The sequence below is a fragment of the Desulfotomaculum copahuensis genome, from assembly GCF_001655685.1.
GTDB lineage: Bacteria > Bacillota > Desulfotomaculia > Desulfotomaculales > Desulfovirgulaceae > Desulfotomaculum_G > Desulfotomaculum_G copahuensis.
Map to the genome: position 1 here is coordinate 129454 of NZ_LYVF01000069.1, position 21833 is coordinate 151286.

The following is a 21833-nucleotide window of genomic DNA, read 5'->3' on the forward strand; positions in this document are numbered from 1 at the left end:
ACAGGAATTGGGGGGAGAAAAATGGCTTTAGCCCGGGAACCGCAACGCAAAGAATACTGGAGATGGACCGAATACAACTGGCGCAACCCTGATCTGGACTGGCGCCGGGCAAAAACGATCACCGCCGGAGTGGACGTGGGTTCGGTGAGCTCCCAGGCTGTGATCATGTGCGACGGCGAACTGTACGCCTTCGCCAATATGCGCACCGGCTCCGACAGCCCCACCAGCGCTCAGCGGGCCATGGACTGGGCGATGGAAAACACGGGCATGACACTTAAGGATGTGCACTTCACCGTGGGTACCGGCTACGGGCGGGTGAACGTGCCCTTCGCCAACAAGGCGATCACCGAGATAGCCTGCCATGCCCGGGGGGGCAACTTCATGTACGGACCCACCGTGCGCACCATCCTGGATATGGGGGGGCAGGACTGCAAGGCCATCCACTGCGATGAAAAAGGCAAAGTGACCTCGTTTTTAATGAATGACAAATGTGCGGCCGGCACCGGCCGGGGCATGGAAGTATTCGCCGATCTGCTGGGGGTTTCCATTGAAGACGTGGGCGAACTCTCCCTGCAGGTGGCGGAAGAACCGGAACCGGTGAGCAGCACCTGCGTGGTCTTCGCCAAAACGGAAGCCACCGGCCTGTTGCGCGCCGGCTGGCCCAGGGAAAAAGTGCTGGCCGCCTACTGTTCGGCTATGGCCCACCGGGTGGTCTCCCTGCTGGAGCGCAACGGCGTCGAACCGGACTTTGCCATTACCGGCGGCATTGCCAAAAACGTCGGCGTGGTCAGCCGCATTGAAAAAGAACTGGGCATCAAAGCATTAAAGCCCAGATACGACACCCAGCTGGCCGGCGCCATCGGCGCGGCGCTGTTCGGCAAAGCGCTGGTGGAAAAAGGGCGCCGGTAGGATGATGCCGGTCATGCCTTTTCCGCGGTACGGCCGGAGCAACGGGCGGGATAACTTGCCCGGCACCGGTGCTATGCATTACCGGCACGGGTATGGAAAGGACGGAAGCAGGCCCGGAAGTTGCGTAATCTGTGATTTCGCCGGCAAATATCGGGTGTTGGGGGTGGAACAGGATGATTGCCAACTATGGATATAAGGACGGGGCGGGAGACTGGTTTTTAAGCATTGATACGGACAAATGCGCCGGTTGCGGGGAAAAACCCTGCGTAAACAGCTGCCCCGAACAGGTGCTGGAAGCAATTACCGACGACTATGACGATGAAGTGGTGGCCGTGCGGGAAGCACACCGCAAAAAACTGCGCTACAGCTGCAACCCGTGCCCGCGGATGGAGGGGAAGCTGCCCTGTCAGCAGGTATGCCCGGCGGACGCCATTGTGCGCTCGTGGTGAGGACGGTGAAGCGGGTATGAGCACCATCAATTTGACTATCGACGGTACGCCGGTGGCTGTAACACCGGGAACGACCCTGCTGGCCGCCGCCGGGCAGGCCGGGGTTTACATCCCGGCCCTGTGCGCCCACCCGGACTTGCCCCCGGCGGGCGTGTGCGGCCTCTGCGCCGTGGAGATCGAGGGACGGCCGGAACTGGCGGCGGCCTGCGAAACAACGGCTGAAGCCGGCATGGTGGTGCTTACCGGCACCGCCCGGGTGCGGGAGCACCGCCGGGAGAAGCTGGCCGCCATCCTGGCCCGTCATCCCCATGCCTGCCTGACCTGCGCCCAGCAGGAAGGCTGCAGCCGCACCCAGTGCTCGAGCAATGTGCCGGAAAACGAGCGCTGCTGTCCCCTGCTCGGGCGGTGCGAACTGCAAAAAATCGCCCTTTACGTGGGCATCAAAGCCGGTACGCCCCGCTATGTCCCGGCGGATTTGCCGGTTTACACGGAGCATCCCCTGTTTACCAGGGACTATAACCTGTGCACCGGCTGCGGGCGGTGTGTGCGCATGTGCCGGGACGTGCGCGGGGTGGGCGCCCTGCAGCTGGTGGAACTGGCCGGCGGCGGTCAAATCGCCGCCAGTGTGGAAGCGGATCTGGCGGCATCGGGTTGCCGTTTCTGCACCGCCTGCGTGGAAGTTTGTCCCACCGGTGCTTTAAGGGATAAAGACGTCAAAAGCGGCGACCGGGAAGCATTCCTGGTGCCCTGCCGGAACAGCTGCCCGGCCGGTATCGACGTGCCCCGCTATGTTAATCTGGTTGCCCGGGGTGAGTTTGCCGCAGCCGGCGCGGTGATCCGGGAAAAAGTGCCCTTTCCGGCCGTCCTGGGGCGGGTTTGTTTTCACCCCTGCGAAGACAACTGCCGGCGGGGGCGGATCGATCAGCCGGTTTCGATCTGTCGCCTGAAGCGCTTCGCTGCTGACGAGGAGCAGGGGCAACGGCGGGAACAGCCGGTCCCGGCCGCTCCTTCGGGCAAGCGGGTGGCCGTGGTGGGAGCCGGCCCGGCCGGGTTGACCGCCGCCTGGTACCTGGCCCGCAAGGGCCATGCCGTCACCGTTTTCGACGCCCTGCCCGTACCGGGGGGGATGCTGGCGGCCGGTATTCCGGCCTACCGGCTGCCCCGGGACGTGCTGCAGCGGGAAATTGAAGCCATCGCCGGGAGCGGGGTGGAGATCAAAACCGGTGTCCGGGTGGATGACGCCGCCGCCCTGCTTGCCGGAGGCTACGGGGCAGTGCTGGTGGCCACCGGCGCCCACCGGGAGGCGCGGCTGGGCCTGCCCGGCGAAGACGCGGCGGGTGTTTACAGCGGCCTGGCTTTCCTGCGCCGGGTCAACCTGGGCGAAGCCGTATCGGTGGGCGACCGGGTGGTGGTCACCGGAGGCGGCAATGTGGCCCTGGACGCCGCCCGCACCGCCAGGCGGTTGGGCGCCCGCGAGGTGCATGTTTACTACCGGCGCACCGAGGCTGAAATGCCCGCCTTTGCCGCAGAAGTGCAGGCTGCCCGGGATGAAGGGGTAATCTTTCATTTCCGCACTCTAATCAATGACATTCTTACTGATGACGGCCGGTTGACTGGTGTACGGGTGGCCGCCGTGGCCTCGTTGTTTGACGGAAACGGGCGCTACAACCCCGTCTTCGTCCCCGGCAGCGAAGAAGAAGTTCCCTGCGCCACCCTGCTGGTGGCTGTGGGGCAGCGCCCCGCCCCCCCTCTTCCGGCCGCCGTTGGAAACGGCCGGCTGCAAGTGGACGCCCGCACCATGGCCACGGATCTGCCCGGCATTTTTGCCGCCGGCGACGCGGTCGGCGGGCCCGCTTCGGTGATTGAGGCCATCGCCGGCGGCCGCTGGGCGGCGGCCGCCATCGACCGCCGCCTGGGCGGCGACGGGGTGATTGACGAAATACTGGTACCGCCGGAAGCGCCGGATCCTTTTTTGGGCAAGGATGAAGATTTTCTGCGCCGTCCGCGCCATGGTTTGCTCGCCCGGTTATGGACGGGCGAAAGCTGCTGCAGCGCATTCCCCTGTCCACCGGAAGAGGCGCTTACGGCCAAATTTTTCGAAGTGGAACTGGGGCTGGATGAGGAAATGGCCCTTACCGAAGCTTCCCGCTGCCTGCGCTGCGACCTGCGCCTGCAAATTACTCCGGTGCCGCTGCCGCCGGAGCAGTGGCTGCCCTTTAACGCGGAAAATTTGGCCGCCGTCCCGGAAACAGAAGGGGTTTATCAACTGCTCGACGAGCAAAAGAACGTCATTGCCATCACCGGCACGGCCACGCTGCGCTCCTCCCTGGCGGAACAACTGGCGGCCGGTTCCAAAGCCCGTTTCTTCGATTATGAAGAGGAACCCATGTACACTCAGCGGGAAAGCCAGTTGATCCAGCAGTTTTTGCAGGAACACGGACATCTGCCGGCGGGTAATGACGAACTGGATGATCTGTTTTAACCGTTCTTGCAGCTGGTAAAAGGTGGCGGCCGTACCGGAACACTAAAGCTACGGGGCCGGACCACCAGCTTTGCGGGAGGAAAGAGGCGCTCGCAGCGCAAGCGATCCGTGCCCGGGATGTAAGATTAACAACTATGTGGGAGGAAAAACCATGCGCTTGCAAGGAAAAGTGGCCGTGGTCACCGGCGCCAGGCAGGGAATTGGTCAGGCGGCCGCCCTGGCCCTGGCCGGGGAAGGGGCCGATCTGGTGCTGGCCAGCCGCAATATCGGGACCGGTGACGCCGTGGTGCGGGACATCCAGCAAATGGGCCGCCGGGTGCTGGTGCGCCGGATGGATGTGGGACGCCGCCAGGAAGTGCAGCAACTGTTTGCAGACACTCTGGAAACTTTCGGCCGGGTGGATGTTTTGTTCAATAATGCCGGGGTCAGCCTGCCGGCCATGCTCTGGAAAATGACGGAAGAACAGTGGGACGAGGTGATCCGGGTCAATTTGACCGGTACGTTTTTCTGCCTGCAGGCGGCGGCCAAACCGATGATGGAACAGAAATCCGGCTCGATCATCAACGTGACTTCATCGGCCGGCCTGCTGGGCACCATCGGCCAGGTCAACTATACCGCCGCCAAGGGGGGGGTGCACGCCCTGACCAAATCGGCGGCCAAAGAACTGGCCCGTTACAACGTCAGAGTGAACACCATCGCGCCGATGGCTGAAACCGAAATGACCAGGACCATCGCCACCGACCCGCGTTTCCGGGATAAGTACCTGGAACGGATTCCTCTCGGGCGCTTCGCCCGGCCGGAGGAAATCGGTCCGGCGGTGGTTTTCCTGGCCGCCGGGGATTCCGCCTACATTACCGGACAGACAATATGCGTGGATGGCGGGATGGTCATGCTCTGAAAAATAAATCGGGCAGGTGATGTTGCTTGTCAAAAGATGTAGCCATAATCGGTGCCGGTCAGAGCGCCTTCGTGCGCGGGTATGCGGGTTCGATCCGTGAACTGGTTTTTGAGGCTTTTCGCGAGGCGGTGCGGGATGCCGGACTTACCCCGGGGGACATTGCAGCCTCGGTGGTCTGCTCTGCTCCGGAGTACGACAAACAGCGCAGTCCGGCCGGGTTACTGGCCGAGTACCTGGGATTGAATCCGCAACCCTGTTTTACCGTGGAGAGCCTGTGCTCGTCTGGTACCACCGGTTTGCGTGTGGCCTACGGGCTGATTAAATCGGGGCTGCACGACATTGTGGTCGTAATTGGTTTTCAAAAGATGTCCGAGATCACTTCCGCGGAAGCTCAGGAAAGGATGGGGCGCGGCGCCGACATCATGTGGGAGTCGCCCTTCGGCAGCACCATGCCGGCCTATTACGCCATGCACGCCCGCGCCCATTTCGCCCGGTACGGCACTACAGAAGAAGACCTGGCCCTGATCCGGGTTAAAGCGGGAAAGTACGGAAAATTAAACGAAAAGGCCGTGTACCGGAAAGAAGTCAGTCTTGAGCAGGTGCTTAACGCGGACACGGTGGCCGGCCCGTTAAAGCGGTTTGACTGCTGTGCCAACGCGGACGGCGCCGGCTGCCTGATCCTGGCCGGGGCGGACAGGGCTCGAGAGATGTCCCCCCATCCCGTCTGGATTCTCGGCCTGGGGTCGGCTTCAGATTCAATGACCTTAAGCGGCCGGCGTTCTCTGGATGGCCTGAACTGCGCCCGGGTGGCGGCGGAACAGGCCTACGCCATGGCCGGGGTGGGGCCGCAGGACATTGACGTGGCAGAAGTGCATGACTGCTTTACCATTGCCGAATTGATGGCCTATGAAAACCTCGGCTTCGCCGCACCGGGCGAAGGAGCCGGGTTGATCCGGGAAGGACAAACCTATCTGGGCGGGAAGATCCCGGTCAATGTGGATGGTGGACTGTTGTCCAAAGGTCATCCCATTGGCGCCACCGGATGCTCGCAGGTGCGCACCATCGTCATGCAACTGCGCGGTCAGGGCGGCCCGGTTCAGGTGCCGGGGGCGGCCATCGGCCTGGTGCACAATATCGGCGGTGTGGGCATTTACGGTAACGTAATCATCCTGGGGAGGTGAAAAGACATGGGGTTTGAGAAATTCGGCCGTAAAGGTTTTACCTCTCAAACCAGGGTGTCTGCTTTTGTAGACTACCTGGAAAAGGGTGAACTGTGCGCCACCCGCTGTCCGGCCTGCGGGCGGGTTTATTTTCCGCCCCGGGCGGATTGCGCCGGCTGTCTGGGAAGCGGCCTGGAATGGGCGAAAATAGAAGGAAACGGCAGCCTGGTCAGCTATACCCGGGTCAACTACGGGCCGGCTGGTTTTGAATCCGATGCGCCCTATACCCTGGCCCTGGTGGACTTCAACGGGGTCAAAGTATTCGGGCAGTTAAACGCGGATGTGCCGGAGACGGCGGTCAGGGTGGGTATGTTATTGCAACCGGCGGTGGTTACCCTGCCCGGCGGGCAGGTTACCTATGAATTTTTACCGGCATAAGGGGAGATAAAAATGGATTTGAACAAATGGCCGCGTCAAACAGACATTAAGGACCATGACATCTTTGACGATGCGCACTTTATGAGCGAGGCGCCCGGGGTAATTTACGAAAAAAAGGCGGTTACAGACCCCGGCGGTAACCCGGTGCAGGGATTATACACCGCCTGGATAACCTTGAACAACCCGGCCCAGTACAACTCCTACACCACCAAAATGGTCAAGGGCGTGATCGCCGGATTCCACCGCGCTTCCATGGACCGTTCGGTGGTGGCCGTGGTCTTTACGGGCGCCGGGGACAGGGCGTTCTGCACCGGAGGCAACACCAAAGAGTACGCCGAATACTACAGCGGCAACCCCAGCGAGTACGCACTGTACATGGATCTGTTCAACGGCATGGTAGATGGTATTTTAATGTGCAAGAAACCGGTCATCTGCCGGGTGAACGGCATGCGTGTGGCCGGCGGGCAGGAGATCGGCATGGCTTGCGATATCAGCCTTGCTTCCGATTTGGCCGTTTTCGGCCAGGCCGGCCCGCGGCACGGGTCGGCGCCGGTGGGCGGTTCTACCGATTTCATCCACTGGTACCTGGGCATGGAGCGGGCGATGTGGAACTGCATTTCCTGCGAACTGTGGAGCGCTTACAAGATGGCCCACCTGGGCTTGATCTCCAAAGTGGTGCCGGTGCTCAAAAAAGACGGGGAATTTATGCGTAATCCACAGGTGATCACCGATCAGTTTGTTGACGGCGGGCAGATCGTTTACGGCGAGTTTGTGCAGGGTCAGGCGGCGGCCGAAGCCAGAAAACTGGTTAAGGAGTGCAGTGTTGATTTCAGCCTGCTGGATGCCGCAGTGAACGAAGTCGTCTGGACGCTGACCAACCTCTTTCCACATTGCCTGATGATGTCCGTTGACGGCGTCCGGGCCAAGAAAAAATTCTTCTGGGATCAATCCAAGCTGGCCAGCCGCCACTGGCTGGCGGCTAACATGATGAGCGAGGCCTACCTGGGCTTTAATGCTTTTAACAACAAGAAACTGACCGGCAAGGATCAAATTGACTTTATCCGGTACCGTCAACTATTGTCGGAAGCCAGGCCCTTCGACCAGGAGCTGGTTGACGCCGTAATGGCCCCGCGCAGGGAATAGCCCGCGCGGTTTAATCACCTGTATATTTGCCGGCGCCAAAAGTTACGGCAATCCTGAACGAAGGAGGGGGCAGGTTTGAATTACGAGTTCATCAAGCTGAAAAGCGGGGGCGGCATTGTTTCCATCGTCCTCAACCGTCCGCCGCTGAATGTGCTGACCATTGCCATGATGGAAGAAATGATTACGGCTTTGCAGCAGGCCGGTCAAGAACCGGGCGCGCTGGTTACCCTGGAGGCGGAAGGGAAGGCCTTTTCGGCCGGGGTGGACGTGGCCGACCATACACCGGAAAAAGTACGGCAAATGATCGATGTTTTCGACCGGTTGTTTTTGGCCATGGCCGGCCTGGAGAAACCGCTGGCGGCCGTGGTGGACGGCGCCGCCCTGGGGGGCGGCTACGAACTGGTGCTTGGTTGCGATCTGGTGGTGGCCTCGGAGCGGTCGAAATTCGGCCAACCGGAAATCGCTGTCGGAGTCTTTCCGCCCATCGCCTGTTACATGCTGCCCCGCCTGCTTTCCTGGCCGCGGGCGATGGAGTTGCTTTTAAGCGGTCAGACCTTCGGCGCGGCCCGTGCCCTGGAACTGGGCCTGGTGAACAGGGTCTTGCCCGCCGGCGATTTTGCCGTTGGGGTGAGGGACTTTTTGCAGCAATTCCTGGCACAGAGCCCGGTGGTGCTGGCGCTGACCAAAAAGGCCGCCCGGGCCGGTCTGGGCAAGGATTTCGCAGCGGCGCTAAAAGAGATTGATAACATTTACCTGCGGGAGTTGATGGCTACCGAAGACGCTGTGGAGGGCCTGAGCGCTTTCATGGAAAAACGCCGGCCGGTGTGGCGGGGGAAATAAGGGGGGGGGTAAATGATGGTTTTACCGGAAAAGATTGAATGCTGGCAAATGGTCGAGCCGGGCCGGCTGGCCCGGGCCAGACTGGATGTGCCGGAGCTCAAGCCGGGGGAAGTGCTGGTGGAAATAACGGCCTGCGGTGTATGTCATACCGATATAGGATATTTCTATGATGGTGTGCCTACGGTGACCAAACCGCCGCTCACCCTGGGGCATGAAATCAGCGGCCGGGTGGTGGCCGGCGAGGAAAGCCTGTTGGGCAAGGAAGTAATCGTCCCCGCTGTCATGCCCTGCAACAACTGTCCGATCTGCGCCATGGGGCGCGGCAACCGCTGCCTGGCGCAGAAAATGCCGGGCAACAGCCTGGGTGTGTATGGCGGTTTTGCCAGCCATATTCCCGTTCCTGCCGCCGATCTCTGCGTGGTGCCGGAGCGGAAGGGAATTCCGCTTGAGTATCTGGCCGTGGTGGCCGATGCCATTTCCACTCCCTACCAGGCGGCCAAACGGGCTGATCTCAAAGCGGGTGACCGGGTGGTGATCATCGGGGCCGGCGGAGGTGTGGGTTCATACATGACCCAGGTGACCGCCGCGCTTGACGCCGGGGTGGTGATCGCCATCGATCAAGTGGCGGAAAAACTGGAGCGCGCCCGGCAGTACGGGGCCACCCACACCATCAACAGCCGGGATAAGAGTATCAAGGAGATCCGGGATGAATTCCGCTCCTATTGTAAAGACAACGGCCTGCCTGCCAATTACGGCTGGAAAATATTCGAATGCTCCGGCAGCCGGGGCGGACAGGAGATTGGTCTGGAACTGCTCTCCTTTGTTAGTAAAATGATTGTCATCGGTTACGGTATGCATAAAATAGAATATATGTTTTCCAGACTGATGGCTTTTGACGCCGAACTCATCGGTACCTGGGGCTGTTTGCCCGGTTACTACCCGGAGGTGCTGAAACTGGTGCTGGAGGGGCGGATTAAGATTGAACCGTTCGTGGAAGTGCGGCCGATGAGCACAATTACCGGGGCGTTTAAAGAAGCGCATAGCGGTCGATTGATGAAAAGAATCATATTAACTCCGGATTTTTAAATACTTTGTGTTTAAAGCCGGAATGGCGGTTGCAACAAAAAGGGATGGAGCCCTTACGGAGTGTCCTGCCAATGCCGGGAATGGTACAAGGCCGCGAAAAAGTTTCTTTTTGGCACCGCATAGATAATAAGTTACCGCGGGGAACGGCGGCGGGGCGGGCCCGGCCGGGATATCGCACCGCATTGCATGGAGGGTTGAGAATGACCGGGAAGAATAGCGGCGGGTTGATTGACCTGCCACTGGGCAAGGAGGCGGCGGATGTTTTCATCCACAACGCTCGGGTGCTGTGCGTTTATACTGGCCGGGTGTTAAGCGGTTACAATGTGGTCATCAAGGGAAAACACATCGGCTATGTGGGGCCATCAACCGCCATGACCGGTCCGGATACGCAGATTATTGACGGGCAGGATCAGATCCTGGTGCCGGGTTACATCGACGCCCACGCCCACGGCGATTATATCACCAGCCCGCCGGCGCTGGCCCGGGCGGTGGTGCCGCGGGGCACCACCGGCCTGCTTAGCGACACGCATGATTTATGCGGCGCCCTGGGCGCCCGGGGAATGGAACTGATGCTGGAACTGACGGAGGGCCTGCCCCTGAAGTTCTACCTGTGCCTGCCGGTGACCAACCCGGCACTGCCGGAAATAGAGGGCGGGGACATCCTTTCCGCCGGCGAGTTTCAATATTATCTTAATCATCCGCGGGTGGTGTCGGCCAGTGAACTGGTGGGCTGGAAGCGGGTGATTGACGGCGACCCGGTGGTATTAATCAAACTGGCCGCGATCCGGGCGGCGGGCAAACGGGTGGAAGGACATGCCGCTGGCTGCTCCCTGGAAAAACTGTCCGCCCTGATCAATGCCGGCGTCACCTCCTGCCACGAGAGCATCAGCCCACGGGACGTGGAACAAAGACTGACGGCCGGCCTTTACACCATGGTCAGGCACGGCTCCATCCGGCAGGAACTGCCGGCGCTGGCCGGACTGCTGGCGGAGGATTGGGCGGAGCGGGGGCGTCTATTGCTCACCCCGGACTGGATGAGCCCGGGGGACATCATGGAAAACGGTTACATGGACTTTATCATCAAAGAAGCCATCGGGCGGGGCGTGCCGCCCGTGCGGGCGATCCGCATGGCCGCGATCAATCCGGCCACCTATCTCGGCCTGGACAATCTGGTGGGCGGCATCGCCCCGGGGCGCCTGGCGGACATAAACTTCCTGGAGTCACTGGAAAATCCGGTGCCGGTGCGGGTAATGGTGGAAGGGAAAATGGCGGCGGAGAACGGCAAACTGCTGACAGACATCCCCGGCCGCTGTCCTGCTTTTACCACCGCGGACTGGCGCCCCGGCCGGGTGCCCGCTTTCCGCCCCCGGGCGGAGCACTTCCGGGTGCCGGCGCCGGAACCGGGGGCGGCACGGCAAACCGTGCCGGCGATGCGTTTTGCCGGCGGCACCCTGACCCGGCTGGAAGAGGTGACGCTGCCGGTGCAGGACGGGCTGCTGGTGCCGGAAGGGGATGTGTTGAAAATCAGCATGCTGCACCTGGACGGGCGGAAGTTCGTCACCGCATTTTTGACCGGATTCGGTGCACGTATAGGCGGTCTGGCCCTGAGTGTCGCGCACGATCACCACATGCCCATGGTCCTGGGCTGCCGGGATGAAGACATGGCCGTTGCGGTGAACAGGATGCTGGAACTGGGCGGCGGCCTGGTGGCGGTACAGGACGGCCGGGTGACGGCCGAATGCGCCCTGCCCGTGGGCGGCATCATGTCCCCCCGGGAGGTGCCGGAGCTGGCCGGGGAACTCGCGGCCGTGGAGGATTACCTGCGGGCGGCGGGCTGCCGTTCCGACCGCCCCTTTGTTACGCTGGCCTTTCTATCTTTTGTAGGCATTCCTTACGCCCGGATCACCCCCCGCGGACTTTACGACGTCCGGCAGGGAAAGATAGTTTTTCCGGCGCGGGATTAGCGTGCCGGCAACCGAACATCCCGGCCTTTCCGGGTTGCAGGTATGGGGATGCTTCTCTAGCCTGCTTCTTGTTCCCTGTTGACGCGGCGGGAATACACCACTCACCGTGACTTCGCCGGCCCTTGAGCTTTACTGTAATAACGGCAACCGTATCCCGGCTTCTTTCCGGGTGATCGGCCGAATTGCGTAAGGAGGATGAAAAATGGACTTCGCTCTGACTGAAGAGTTGCAGGATATCAAAAAAGTGGCCCGCGACTTTGCCGTCAAAGAGATCCAGCCTACAGTGGATGCAGACGACAAAGCACACCGGTTCCGCCGGGATTTGGTCAAAAAAATGGGCGAACTGGGTTTTTTCGGCTGCGTGATTCCGGAAGAGTACGGCGGGAATGAAATGGGTTTCCTGGCGATCACTCTCATTGCCGAAGAAATTGCCCGGGTGCATTCGTCCATGCGTCTGCCCTTCAACATGCAGGCGCTGGGACCGGCGCTGACCATCCTCAAACATGGCAGTGAGGAATTAAAACAAAAGTACATCCCCGGACTGGTGGAGGCGGATTTGATGGGCTGTTTCGCCATCACCGAACCCGACGCCGGATCGGACGTGGCCGCCATGAAGACCAGGGCGCTCCCGGACGGGGATCACTATGTGCTCAACGGCAGCAAGATGTGGATCTCGAACGCCCCGGTGGCCGACGTGGCCCTGGTCTACGCCTACACCGACCCTTCCCGGCGGGTCAAGGGCATGTCCGCTTTCATAGTTGATATGCGCTCACCGGGCATTACCGTGGAAGCGATCACTGATAAGCTGGGCACCTGGGGGGCGCCGGTGGGTTCAATCACTTTCGAAAACTGTCTGGTGCCCAAGGGCAACCTGCTGGGCAGGGAAGGGGATGGATTCAAGATCTGCATGCAGCAGCTGGACAGCACCCGCCTGGGGTGCGCCGCCGGGGCGCTGGGGGTGGCACAGGCCTGCATTGACGCGGTAATCCAGTATGCCAACGAGCGGGAGCAGTTCGGCCAACCGATCGGCAAGTTTCAGATGATCCAGGACATGGTGGCGCAAATGGTGGTGGAAACCGAGGCGGCCCGCCTGCTGGTCTACCGGGCGGCATATTTGAAGGACAAAGGGGTGTCCAATACCCTGGAAACTTCCATGGGCAAGTATGCAGCCGCGGAAGCGGCCAACAAGTGCGCCGATTATGCGATGAAAATTTACGGCTCCTACGGTTATTCCGAGGAATACCCCGTGGCCAGGTACTACCGGGACGCCAAGTCCTACCAGATCGTTGAGGGAACCAGCAACATTCAGAAAACGATCATAGCCGCCGACGCCCTGGGTTACCGGAAGGCCAACCGTTAACTTGGAAAATGCCATGTGGGCCGTTACGTCGGTGACGGGCGGGCGGTATCAGGCCTTCCTTACCGCGCCGCCGGCCGGTATGGAGAAGGCTGCAGCGCACATGGCGCTGTACCGGGGCAGGCGGGAAGCGGAATGCCGGCCCATGAACAGCTTTTTCAATAACTAGTTGAAATAATACGAATGGAGGTGTTGCCGGTGGAACTTTATGCGGAACTGACCCGCCGCCGGGAGCAAATCAAGCAGATGGGCGGCGCCAAAGCGGTGGCCAAACAGCATCAAAGCGGCAAATGGACGGCCCGGGAAAGGATGGAATATTTTTTCGACCCGGGGACCTTTAATGAAACCGGCATGTTTATCAAGCACCGGCAGGCCGGCTTCGGCATGGCCGGCAAGGAAATACCGGCCGAAGGGGTGATCGTGGGCTACGGCAAGGTAAACGGCCGGACGGTTATGGCGGCCGCCGAGGATTATACGTCCATGGCCGGCACCTTTGGCGAATACCACGGCAAGAAGTTCGCCCGGGCGATTGACCTGGCGCGGGAAATGGGCATCCCCTTTGTGGGTATGAACGACTCCGGCGGCGCCAGGCTGCAGGAAGGGATCGACACTCTGGAGGCCTACGCCTGGCTGTTCCGTTCACAGATCCGCGCCTCGGGCGTCATCCCCCAGCTTGCGCTTTTGATGGGCCCCTGCCTGGGCGGCCAGGCCTACCATCCGGTGATGCAGGATTTTGTCTTGCAGTGCCGGGAAGCGGGCTTTATGGGCATCGCCGGCCCGGCTTTCGTCAAGACGCAGCTGGGCATCGACATCGACCTGCAAACATTAAGCGGTGTGGAGGCGCATGCCGTAAAGTCCGGTTGCACGCACGTAGTGGTGGAGGACGACCGGGACTGCCTGGACCGGGCAAAGGAATTGCTGCAGTTCCTGCCCCAAAACAACCGGGAAAAGCCGCCCGTGACGAAGCCCGGCGAACCGTCAGGGGCGGTGCCGGAACTGGACGGCCTGGTACCGGAACACAGCCTGGAGCCCTACGACATGCATGAAATCATCCGCCGGCTGGTGGACAACGGTTATTTCTTTGAAATTATGGCCGGATTTGCGCCCAATATTATTACCGGCTTCGGGCGCTTCAACGGTCGCAGCACCGGTATTGTGGCCAGCCAGCCCGACTGGATGGGCGGCGTGATCAACTGCGACGCGGCGGACAAGGCGGCCCGTTTCATCCGCTGCTGCGATTTGTTCAATATCCCGCTGGTGAGCATCCATGACACCCCGGGATACATGATCGGGCCGGAGGAGGATTGGAAGGGTATCTTGCGGCACGGTTCCAAGCTGTTGTTCGCCTATATTGAAGCCACCGTGCCCAAGATCAGTGTGATTGTGCGCAAATCCTTCGCCGGCGCCTATCTGGGCATGTGCTGCAAAGACACGGGCGCGGATCTGGTCTTTGCCTGGCCGGAAGCCACGGTGACCATTGTCGGGGCGGAAACGGCGGCCAGCATCATTTTCGCCAAAGAAATCAAAAGCGCCGCTGACCCGGAAGCGGTCCGGGCGCAGCGCATCCGGGAATACCGTAACCTTTACGAAAACCCGTATAACGCCGCCGAACGGGGTTACATCGACGACGTGATCATGCCCTCGGAAACCAGGCAGAGGATCTGTGCGGCTTTGGACCTGCTGGAGAACAAACAGGTGACCGGGCCGTGGAAGAAGTATTCCAATATCACCCTTTAACAATAGGAGGTGTGACTGATGAGTGAGAACAACAGAAAAACAATTGCTTCGCCTGTGCCGGGGAAAGTGGCGGAAGTGAAGACAAAGCCCGGTGACCAGGTAAAACGGGGCGATCTGCTGCTGATCGTGGAGGCGATGAAAATGTACAACCGGGTGTTGACGCCCTATGACGGCGTGGTAAGGGAAGTTGCCGTTTCGGCCGGTCAAAAGGTGAATACCAGCGATCCCCTGGTGGTCATTGAAGTGTAACGGCCGCCGGTTCCGGATCACCGCCCCGGTTTTGGAGGTGGAGCGATGGAGTTTCTGCGTATTTTGCGGGTGATGGCGGATGCCACGGGTATTTATAACTTTTCCGCCGGCAACCTGGTTATGATCTGCTTCGGCATTCTGTTCATCTATTTCGGGATCAAGAAGCGCTACGAGCCCTTCCTGCTCGTCCCCCTGGGCATCGGAGCGATTCTGGTGAACATACCCGGCACCGGTCTGATGGACGTGGGTGGCCTGCTGCATTTCAACTATCTGGGCGTAGAAAAGGTGATCTATCCGCCGCTGATTTTTTTGGGGGTGGGGGCGATGACCGATTTCGGGCCGCTGATCGCCAATCCCAGTACGATTATTCTCGGCGCGGCGGCGCATATCGGCATTTTTATCGCCCTGGTGGGAGCGAAACTGCTTGGATTCACGATTAAGGAAGCGGGCGCCATCGGCATTATCGGCGGCGCGGACGGCCCGATGGCCATTTATGTGTCCACCAAGCTGGCTCCCCACCTGCTGGGGCAGGTGGCCGTATCCGCTTATTCCTACATGGCCCTGCTGCCGTTGATTCAGCCGCCGATCATGAGGCTGCTGGTGCCCCGGCGGGAGCGGGAACTGGCCATGGAGCAGCTGCGGCCGGTGTCCAGACGGGAAAAGATTGTTTTCCCGATCATGATGATTATATTGGTCAATTCCCTGCTGCCGCCCATTGCGCCGCTCATTTCCTGCCTGATGCTGGGCAACCTGATCCGGGAATCTGGTGTCATTGAAAGGATAGCGGATACGCTGGGGGGCGTCTTCCTGGATATCGTCACTGTCTTCATTGCAGTGGCCATCGGTTCGACCATGAGCGCGCAAAATTTTGTCAACTTAAAGACCCTGGAAATCGTTGTGCTCGGATTGATTGCTTTTTGCACCGGCACGGCGGGAGGATTGCTGGCGGCCAGAATCATGTGCAAATTGTCCGGGGGAAAAATTAATCCGTTAATCGGTTCGGCGGGGATTGCCGCCGTGCCCATGGCGGCCCGGGTATCCCATACGGTGGGAATCGAAGACAATCCCTATAATTTTTTAATCATGTACGCCATGGGGCCGAACCTGGCGGGCGTTCTGGGCACCGCTGTGGCCGGCGGCATCATGTTGACCTTACTGGGGGTGCATTGAGATGCAGGGGATCATTCCGGACACCCTGTCCGGCGCGCTGGTGCTGAGTGCCTTTGATTTTGTCGCCTGTTTTTTTGTGCTCTGGTTTTTCGGGTTGATCATCAACTTGTTAAAAAGGCTTGGATAATGCAATTACCCCGGTGGATGCTTTACGACGCCATGGCGCCTCTATTAAAATGATGAAAGAGATCCGCTATTGCCGGCGGCCCGGATGCGGGCCGCCGGTCAAAAGCAACCGCTCTGCGCCGGACAGGAAATTAATGATACTGCACACGGAGGTTTTCCATGGAAAAAAACACAGCCCCGGAACTGATTTATGAAAAAAGGGGGCATATCGCCACCATTACTTTGAACCGTCCGGAAAAACTGAATGCCTTTTCGGTGAACATGATCCGGAACTGGGTGGAAGCGCTGAAAGAAGCGCAGGCGGACGACACAGTGCGTGTTATCGTCCTCACCGGTGCCGGCCGGGCGTTTTGTGCGGGCGGGGACATAAAGGCCATGGCCAGCGGCGCCGGTTTTTTCCCGGAAAGTGATTTCCCGCCGGCGGGCCGGAACAATGCCTGTCACAAGAAAAGAAGTCTCTGGGAGCTGATTCACCGGGTGCCCCTGACCCTGGAAGACATCGACAAGCCGGTTATTGCCGCTGTAAACGGAGATGCCATCGGCGCCGGCTGCGACATGGCCCTGATGTGTGATTTGCGCCTGGCCGCCGAAGAGGCACGCTTTTCGGAGGGATATGTAAAACTGGGCCTGGTGCCCGGCGACGGGGGGGCATATTTCCTGCCCCGGCTGGTCGGCCTGGCCAAGGCGCTGGAATTGCTCTGGACGGGGGAGATGATCAGTGCGCGGGAAGCGTACCGGATCGGCCTGGTCAACCGGGTGGCGCCGGGGGAAAAGCTGCTTGCGGAAACATACTGTTTGGCGGACCGGATTGCCGCCGGGCCGCCGCTGGCCGTGAGAATGATCAAGCGTGCCGTTTACCAGGGGTTGAAAACAGATTTGCGCACGTCACTGGATCTGATCTCTTCGCATATGGCCATCATCACGGAGACGGCGGATCATCAGGAAGGGGTCGAGGCCTTGCTTGAAGGCCGGAAGCCTGATTTCAAAGGGAAATGATTCCCGCCCGGCCGGTACCGATAACAGTATGCAAACGAAGCGCCGCTTGAGTTGAAATGCTGTACGGAACGGCGCCGGGAACGGACCAAACGGGAACAGGTACCGTTTGACCCGCACTTCCCTGTATTTGCGGGTGCGGCGGCGGAAGAATGACAAGAGCCTGTTAATCTTCAGGATAGAAAGCCTGGTCAACATGATTGATTTTCACGCCCACCTGCTGCCCGGCCTGGACGACGGGGCGGCATTCCCGGACGAATCCCTGCTCATGGCCCGCCGGGCCGTGGCCGGAGGGATAACCGCCGTTTTGTTGACCCCTCATTATATTCAGTTCCGTTATCACAATACCCGCCGGCGCGTCCTGGAGCATACCGGTACATTGCGTGCGCAACTGGACCGGGCCGGTATTCCGCTGGCTGTTTTTCCGGCCGTGGAGGCGCAGCTGTTTCCCGGTTTACCGGAACTGATCCGGAAAGGGGAAGTGCTGACGGTTAATGACCAGGGCAGACATATATTAGTTGAGTTGCCCTTTCTGGGCCAACTGGCGGAGATGGAAAAGGTGCTCGAGGAAATTCTCCTGCTGGGCATCAGGCCGGTAATTGCGCATCCGGAACGCCACCGGGGCGTTCAGCGGGAGCCCGGCTGGCTGGCTGGCCTGGAAGAAAAAGGCATGCTCGTTCAACTGAATGCCGGCAGCCTGTGCGGCGAGTACGGGGAGGCGGAGCGCAAACTGGCCTGTCAACTGATTAAGCTCGGCCGGGTTCACTTTATCGGCTCCGACGCGCATTGTGCGTACAGGCGCCCTTTGAGCCTGGCCGGCGCACTGGAATGGATGAGAGCACACCTGGCGCCGGAGATACAGCGGCTGATTTTACAGGTTAATCCGCAGGCCGTCCTGGCCGGGCGGGAAATTCCGGACCGGCGGCGGGCGGTTGTTCCCCCGGCCGGAAATATGCAGTGAAAAGGCGCCATTATTGCTTGATCAAATATTATCCGTTTCTTCGTTTCATATCTTTCCGCCCGGCCGAATAAATTTTATAAAAAGACTGGCCGGGGTGGGTGAAGATGGGAATAGTCGTTTTTATCCACGGCATGGGTAACGATACGCGCCGGGATTACTGGCGGGAATGGGCCGCACCGCTGCAAAAGGAACTGGCCGGCCAGGGCCTGCCACTGGATGAGGCCAGCTTTAACGGCATTTATTATTACGACCTGGTGCCCGGACCGGGGGAGCAGTATTATTATTCGGCCCCCCATACCGCCTGGCGGACGCAGTTGCGTCTGTACGTGCAATCTGTTTTGAATGAGGAGAAAGACCTGGTGCGGGAATCACGGCTCTCCTTGAACAGCCTGACCGATTTGATCGTTGATAACTTCGGCGATATATACACCTACCTGCATGTGGAGCAGATTCACCAGGCGGTGAACTGGCGCGTCTACGAATTCCTGCATAATGCCGGCCAACCGGTGCACCTGCTCGGCTACAGCCTGGGTTCCATCGTGGCTTATTGCGCGCTGCAAAAAAGCCCGCCCCTGGCCGGACGCGTGGCTCATTTCATTACCCTGGGCAGTCCCCTCTTCTGGTTCCGCCAGGGAGTGGAACGGCGGGCTGATTTGCAGGCGCGGCCGGCCGTGAGCTACTGGACCAATCTGGCCGGGGTGGTGGATATTGCCTGGCCGCAGGCCCTGCCCCGGGTGGTGCGGGGACTGGATGAAAACAGGCAGTTTCTCATTGAACGGATTAATCCCGTGCGGGGGCACAAGGCTTATTTCAGCAATCCGGAGAGTTTGCAAATCATCGCCGGCCTGCTCAAGAACAGGTGGCAATAAGTTAAAAGCCCGCGGGTGTAAGCCCGGGGGCTGTTTTAATGCGGTGATAGTGAAGGCGCGAATGGCAAACACGGCATTATATATGGTGACGAAGGCACGAGGTAGAGTGGCAAATGTTTATTAATGCTTCAACGCTTGATTTATTAAAAATATCTTCACAAGACATGTGGGTTTACTCACCCGTGAATAATCTTGAGCTCCGGACGGACCGTTATGATACCCTGACCACTTCAAACTCATCCGGGCAACATGCTCCGGACAGCATGACCAGTTGCCGCAGGTGTTCCATCACATCCACCAGATCGGCCAGGTCCATCTGATCGCCGTATTTTTTTAATATGCCGGAAATGCGGTTGGCCGCCTGGTAGGCCTTTTCCTTATTGTTCTTCATTTTCATTGACGGTAACATGGCGCCGGCCTCCTTTACGGTAACGGGACTAAAAGAGAAGGATATGGAGCAGGTAACCAAAGGCGACACTGGCGGCGCCCAGGGCCACCATTTCAAACACGTCCCGGATCATCTGCTCCGAAACATCCCAAACCTGGCTGTGCTCCTGATATGTGTAAGCGCTTTTCATAATGGCAACCCCCCCTTTTCAACCATCATAAGGGATTGCAATATAAAGTGAAATGGTTTACCTGTCAACAGCCTCAAATACCTGGTAACGGCATGAAAGCTGCTGTCGATCGTTTCACAATCAAACAGGTGACCAAATAACAAGGCGAACGTTTCACAAATAAAAAGCCGCCCGGCGGGCGGCACTGGGGGGAAACTGTTTGTCTTTGATGCGGCGGGCCGGTTTAAGCTATCTATGCCGGCGGGCGGTGATTTGACGAACGGTTGCAGGAGTACCGGCCGGTCCAAAACGGTACCGGGGCGGGTTTAACCGGTGGGCGGCGGGCCGGCCGGCATCCTGTGTCCGGTTTAAAACGGTATAAAGAGCAGGTTCAACGGCAGGTGGGAGCCTGACGGCGGCATGAACCAGAGCCTGGCCGGCTGGTTCGGCATCAGCACGCCGACCATCGCGCCGCGATCGGGGTTGGCCAGCACGCCATCCGTGCTGGGGACGTTAAATGTCTGGCCGTTGAAGCGCATCGCCCCGGCGAACGGACCGCCCCGGGCGTTGGCCAGGATGCCCACACGGGTGCCTGATGTCAGGTCCAGCTCATAAAGCACGCCGTAATTGCCTTTGTCAGTCACGGTCGTGTTGTCCGCAGCGTTTTTACCTGAAATATAAGGATCACTTTTCCCGTCGGCCAGGATGAGCCGGCTGTTTTTGCCGCCCGGTACGGTCAGGGCAAGCCGCCGGTCGCATTGTTGAAACGTACCCCTGGTATGCAGCGGATCCGGCGGCAACAGGGGCAGGTCGAACAGCGGACCGGTGGTACCGGCGCTGACCGTGATGAAATAATAGGTTACCGGCGCGTCGGCGTTGAGATCAAAAATGCCGTGCACCGTCTGTCCCGGCGGAACATCCGCCTGGCAAAGATTAATGCTTTGACCGGGCGGCAGCTGTATTGGCGGTTGGGGCATGACGCTGTTTTGCTGCAGAAACCGCGATGTGCCGGCGCGGCCCATGGACATGGGGTCGCCGGGACCGGCGGTGGCCTGCCTTTCCATGGTGATGTTGACCGGATATGAGTTCGGGTTGGCGGCCACTACGTAAACCTGCCGGTCCACCGTACTGTCGTTGGTGTGGTGATAAAACAGGCGGACCGGCCCGGCAACCGTATCCATGTACAGAATGCCGTCCGTGGTGATTTTTTCCGGGCTATTGCTCATCAGCAGGGTACGTGTCCCATCCTGGCGCTGCGGGGACAGTTCCGGCAACTGGGAAGCTTTGAGCCTGGAGATATCCAGCGGTTCACCCGGAATGGGATTCTGCAGGTTGTAGGTGACCTCGTCCATGAGCACGGTATTGGTAACGGTGATGGTTACCTGCGCCTGCTGGCTCCAGTTGCCCCGGCTGTCCTCCACCTGCAGCGATACGGTATACTGTCCCGGTTTAAAGAAAGCGCGCTTTTTGCCCGTCCATTGCTCGGCAATCAACTTGTCCCCGTCCGGGTCATAGCTCTGATCGGTGTATATTACCGTCTCCCCCTGGGCAACAGTGGTTTTGTTCACGCTAAACCTGGCCACCGGTGGTTGATTGGGTGGCGGCGGGGCTGGTGGAACAATGGTAAGCGTGATTTCATGCGTTTGCGGCTGGTAATCCACTCCGGCGCCGAACGCCGAAACAATAAAACGCAGCGGCACCATCATGACGCCGTCAATAATCCGGGGGGCCTGATCAAGTTGGTAGGGCTGATGGTTGACCATGGCGGCGGTACTGTTCAAGGTGAGATCGATTTCCTGATCGTAGACGCTTAAGGTGACTGTTTTTGCTTCCTGGTTCCAGTAGACGTCCATACCCACGGTTTGGGCCAGAAAACGCAGGGGAACCAGGGTGACTCCCTGTTCAACCCGCGGCGCCGCCGGCAGGGTTACCGGCTGGTTGTCAACCAGGGCGGATTTTTCATTTGTTGTTAATACAACCGTATGTAGATTGAACGGTGTATCCGCGGCGGCCATGGCCGGGCCGGGCAGGCAGGTGGCAAGCAGCAGCATCAGAATCAGCGATAAAATAACCGGTGTCCGTTTCATTAAAGAATGTCGCCTCTTTTGTCGGAATTTTTGCGCCGGAAAAATGCCTTTAGCAATTAAACAAAAAAATCACCTCCGTATATTATAGACGAAGGTGAGTGGCATTTGGTTCCGTATTTAAGAAAACTTTTTTAAATTTTTCCGTTAAAAGATTGCTACCAGCACGCCGCCGACCAGAACCAGGAAGCCCAGAATGGCAATGACCACACCCAGGGCAAATTCAATGCCGGTAAAAGCCCTGGTTTTGACATCCGCGCTTTCATACTCGGGCATCAATGAATCCTCCTTTCTTTTTCTCTTGTTATAATATGCCACCGTTTAAAGAGTGTTCCATTTGTGGACATAAAAAGCCTTTTCC

At 59.3% G+C, this 21833-nt stretch carries 23 protein-coding genes; 19 read left to right on the top strand and 4 right to left on the bottom strand.

What is annotated here, in order from left to right; all coding sequences use genetic code 11:
• The first annotated feature begins 21 nt into the window (after positions 1-21).
• The 19 genes from bzdQ (at position 22) to A6M21_RS06330 (ending at position 18831) form a co-directional block, all read left to right on the top strand.
• The gene (bzdQ, locus tag A6M21_RS06245; protein ID WP_066667038.1) at positions 22-909 is read left to right on the top strand and encodes a benzoyl-CoA reductase, bzd-type, subunit Q; all 888 of its coding nucleotides are present in this window, start codon (positions 22-24) and stop codon (positions 907-909) included.
• 173 nt (positions 910-1082) lie between these two features.
• On the top strand, positions 1083-1358 hold the full coding sequence (locus tag A6M21_RS06255; RefSeq protein WP_066667040.1) for a 4Fe-4S dicluster domain-containing protein: 276 nt from the start codon (positions 1083-1085) through the stop codon (positions 1356-1358).
• A 16-nt stretch (positions 1359-1374) separates the two neighbouring features.
• Positions 1375-3840 carry an FAD-dependent oxidoreductase gene (locus A6M21_RS06260; protein WP_066667041.1) on the top strand — a complete coding sequence of 822 codons (2466 nt, stop codon included), beginning with the start codon at positions 1375-1377 and terminating at the stop codon, positions 3838-3840.
• Between the two features lie 151 nt (positions 3841-3991).
• On the top strand, positions 3992-4738 hold the full coding sequence (locus tag A6M21_RS06265) for an SDR family NAD(P)-dependent oxidoreductase (RefSeq protein WP_066667042.1): 747 nt from the start codon (positions 3992-3994) through the stop codon (positions 4736-4738).
• Positions 4739-4764: 26 nt separating this feature from the next.
• The gene (locus A6M21_RS06270; protein WP_066667044.1) at positions 4765-5919 is read left to right on the top strand and encodes a thiolase domain-containing protein; all 1155 of its coding nucleotides are present in this window, start codon (positions 4765-4767) and stop codon (positions 5917-5919) included.
• A gap of 6 nt (positions 5920-5925) precedes the next feature.
• Complete coding sequence (locus A6M21_RS06275) at positions 5926-6336, top strand: Zn-ribbon domain-containing OB-fold protein (protein ID WP_066667046.1); 411 nt, start codon at positions 5926-5928, stop codon at positions 6334-6336.
• Between the two features lie 12 nt (positions 6337-6348).
• Entirely contained in the window at positions 6349-7479 is a 1131-nt protein-coding gene (gene oah / locus A6M21_RS06280) for a 6-oxocyclohex-1-ene-1-carbonyl-CoA hydratase (RefSeq protein WP_066667048.1), read from the top strand.
• 75 nt (positions 7480-7554) lie between these two features.
• Entirely contained in the window at positions 7555-8319 is a 765-nt protein-coding gene (locus tag A6M21_RS06285; protein WP_066667050.1) for an enoyl-CoA hydratase/isomerase family protein, read from the top strand.
• A 12-nt stretch (positions 8320-8331) separates the two neighbouring features.
• Positions 8332-9405, top strand: a complete 1074-nt coding sequence (gene had, locus A6M21_RS06290) for a 6-hydroxycyclohex-1-ene-1-carbonyl-CoA dehydrogenase (RefSeq protein WP_242868784.1) — start codon at positions 8332-8334, stop codon at positions 9403-9405.
• Between the two features lie 200 nt (positions 9406-9605).
• The gene (locus tag A6M21_RS06295) at positions 9606-11369 is read left to right on the top strand and encodes an adenine deaminase C-terminal domain-containing protein (RefSeq protein ID WP_066667052.1); all 1764 of its coding nucleotides are present in this window, start codon (positions 9606-9608) and stop codon (positions 11367-11369) included.
• 202 nt (positions 11370-11571) lie between these two features.
• Entirely contained in the window at positions 11572-12729 is a 1158-nt protein-coding gene (gene acd, locus A6M21_RS06300) for a glutaryl-CoA dehydrogenase Acd (protein WP_066667053.1), read from the top strand.
• Between the two features lies 1 nt (position 12730).
• Positions 12731-12895, top strand: a complete 165-nt coding sequence (locus tag A6M21_RS18665) for a hypothetical protein (protein ID WP_161486016.1) — start codon at positions 12731-12733, stop codon at positions 12893-12895.
• 29 nt (positions 12896-12924) lie between these two features.
• Positions 12925-14463: an acyl-CoA carboxylase subunit beta gene (locus A6M21_RS06305; protein WP_201721838.1), complete on the top strand. Its 1539-nt coding sequence runs from the start codon at positions 12925-12927 to the stop codon at positions 14461-14463.
• 18 nt (positions 14464-14481) lie between these two features.
• Positions 14482-14712, top strand: a complete 231-nt coding sequence (locus A6M21_RS06310) for a biotin/lipoyl-containing protein (RefSeq protein ID WP_066667055.1) — start codon at positions 14482-14484, stop codon at positions 14710-14712.
• Between the two features lie 45 nt (positions 14713-14757).
• Positions 14758-15882 (top strand): sodium ion-translocating decarboxylase subunit beta, encoded by a 1125-nt coding sequence (locus A6M21_RS06315; protein ID WP_066667060.1) that lies wholly within the window; start codon positions 14758-14760, stop codon positions 15880-15882.
• Between the two features lies 1 nt (position 15883).
• The gene (locus A6M21_RS19250; protein WP_282434531.1) at positions 15884-16009 is read left to right on the top strand and encodes a hypothetical protein; all 126 of its coding nucleotides are present in this window, start codon (positions 15884-15886) and stop codon (positions 16007-16009) included.
• A 158-nt stretch (positions 16010-16167) separates the two neighbouring features.
• Complete coding sequence (locus A6M21_RS06320) at positions 16168-17004, top strand: enoyl-CoA hydratase/isomerase family protein (RefSeq protein WP_066667061.1); 837 nt, start codon at positions 16168-16170, stop codon at positions 17002-17004.
• A 106-nt stretch (positions 17005-17110) separates the two neighbouring features.
• Positions 17111-17962: a tyrosine-protein phosphatase gene (locus tag A6M21_RS06325; protein ID WP_066667062.1), complete on the top strand. Its 852-nt coding sequence runs from the start codon at positions 17111-17113 to the stop codon at positions 17960-17962.
• A gap of 104 nt (positions 17963-18066) precedes the next feature.
• Entirely contained in the window at positions 18067-18831 is a 765-nt protein-coding gene (locus A6M21_RS06330) for an alpha/beta fold hydrolase (RefSeq protein WP_066667063.1), read from the top strand.
• 211 nt (positions 18832-19042) lie between these two features.
• On the opposite strand, the gene A6M21_RS06335 is transcribed toward A6M21_RS06330, so the two are convergent.
• The 4 genes from A6M21_RS06335 to A6M21_RS19255 all read right to left on the bottom strand — a co-directional run bounded on the left by A6M21_RS06335 (position 19043) and on the right by A6M21_RS19255 (position 21748).
• Complete coding sequence (locus A6M21_RS06335) at positions 19043-19240, bottom strand: hypothetical protein (RefSeq protein WP_151191820.1); 198 nt, start codon at positions 19238-19240, stop codon at positions 19043-19045.
• A 28-nt stretch (positions 19241-19268) separates the two neighbouring features.
• A complete protein-coding gene (locus tag A6M21_RS18670) occupies positions 19269-19409 on the bottom strand; it encodes a hypothetical protein (RefSeq protein WP_161486017.1) in 141 nt (46 codons plus the stop codon).
• Between the two features lie 347 nt (positions 19410-19756).
• Entirely contained in the window at positions 19757-21475 is a 1719-nt protein-coding gene (locus tag A6M21_RS06340) for a stalk domain-containing protein (RefSeq protein ID WP_066667066.1), read from the bottom strand.
• A gap of 144 nt (positions 21476-21619) precedes the next feature.
• Entirely contained in the window at positions 21620-21748 is a 129-nt protein-coding gene (locus A6M21_RS19255; RefSeq protein WP_282434532.1) for a hypothetical protein, read from the bottom strand.
• Between the last annotated feature and the right edge of the window lie 85 nt (positions 21749-21833).

What these genes read in the sequence shown, in the direction of transcription:
- A6M21_RS06330 (WP_066667063.1), top strand. Translation starts at nt 18,067, where the DNA reads ATGGGAATAGTCGTTTTTATCCACGGCATGGGTAACGATACGCGCCGG.
- acd (WP_066667053.1), top strand. Translation starts at nt 11,572, where the DNA reads ATGGACTTCGCTCTGACTGAAGAGTTGCAGGATATCAAAAAAGTGGCC.
- A6M21_RS06320 (WP_066667061.1), top strand. Translation starts at nt 16,168, where the DNA reads ATGGAAAAAAACACAGCCCCGGAACTGATTTATGAAAAAAGGGGGCAT.
- oah (WP_066667048.1), top strand. Translation starts at nt 6,349, where the DNA reads ATGGATTTGAACAAATGGCCGCGTCAAACAGACATTAAGGACCATGAC.
- A6M21_RS06295 (WP_066667052.1), top strand. Translation starts at nt 9,606, where the DNA reads ATGACCGGGAAGAATAGCGGCGGGTTGATTGACCTGCCACTGGGCAAG.
- A6M21_RS06260 (WP_066667041.1), top strand. Translation starts at nt 1,375, where the DNA reads ATGAGCACCATCAATTTGACTATCGACGGTACGCCGGTGGCTGTAACA.
- A6M21_RS06275 (WP_066667046.1), top strand. Translation starts at nt 5,926, where the DNA reads ATGGGGTTTGAGAAATTCGGCCGTAAAGGTTTTACCTCTCAAACCAGG.
- A6M21_RS06255 (WP_066667040.1), top strand. Translation starts at nt 1,083, where the DNA reads ATGATTGCCAACTATGGATATAAGGACGGGGCGGGAGACTGGTTTTTA.
- A6M21_RS06310 (WP_066667055.1), top strand. Translation starts at nt 14,482, where the DNA reads ATGAGTGAGAACAACAGAAAAACAATTGCTTCGCCTGTGCCGGGGAAA.
- A6M21_RS19255 (WP_282434532.1), bottom strand. Translation starts at nt 21,748, where the DNA reads ATGCCCGAGTATGAAAGCGCGGATGTCAAAACCAGGGCTTTTACCGGC.
- A6M21_RS19250 (WP_282434531.1), top strand. Translation starts at nt 15,884, where the DNA reads ATGCAGGGGATCATTCCGGACACCCTGTCCGGCGCGCTGGTGCTGAGT.
- A6M21_RS06340 (WP_066667066.1), bottom strand. Translation starts at nt 21,475, where the DNA reads ATGAAACGGACACCGGTTATTTTATCGCTGATTCTGATGCTGCTGCTT.
- A6M21_RS06335 (WP_151191820.1), bottom strand. Translation starts at nt 19,240, where the DNA reads ATGTTACCGTCAATGAAAATGAAGAACAATAAGGAAAAGGCCTACCAG.
- A6M21_RS18670 (WP_161486017.1), bottom strand. Translation starts at nt 19,409, where the DNA reads ATGAAAAGCGCTTACACATATCAGGAGCACAGCCAGGTTTGGGATGTT.
- A6M21_RS06315 (WP_066667060.1), top strand. Translation starts at nt 14,758, where the DNA reads ATGGAGTTTCTGCGTATTTTGCGGGTGATGGCGGATGCCACGGGTATT.
- A6M21_RS06265 (WP_066667042.1), top strand. Translation starts at nt 3,992, where the DNA reads ATGCGCTTGCAAGGAAAAGTGGCCGTGGTCACCGGCGCCAGGCAGGGA.
- had (WP_242868784.1), top strand. Translation starts at nt 8,332, where the DNA reads ATGATGGTTTTACCGGAAAAGATTGAATGCTGGCAAATGGTCGAGCCG.
- bzdQ (WP_066667038.1), top strand. Translation starts at nt 22, where the DNA reads ATGGCTTTAGCCCGGGAACCGCAACGCAAAGAATACTGGAGATGGACC.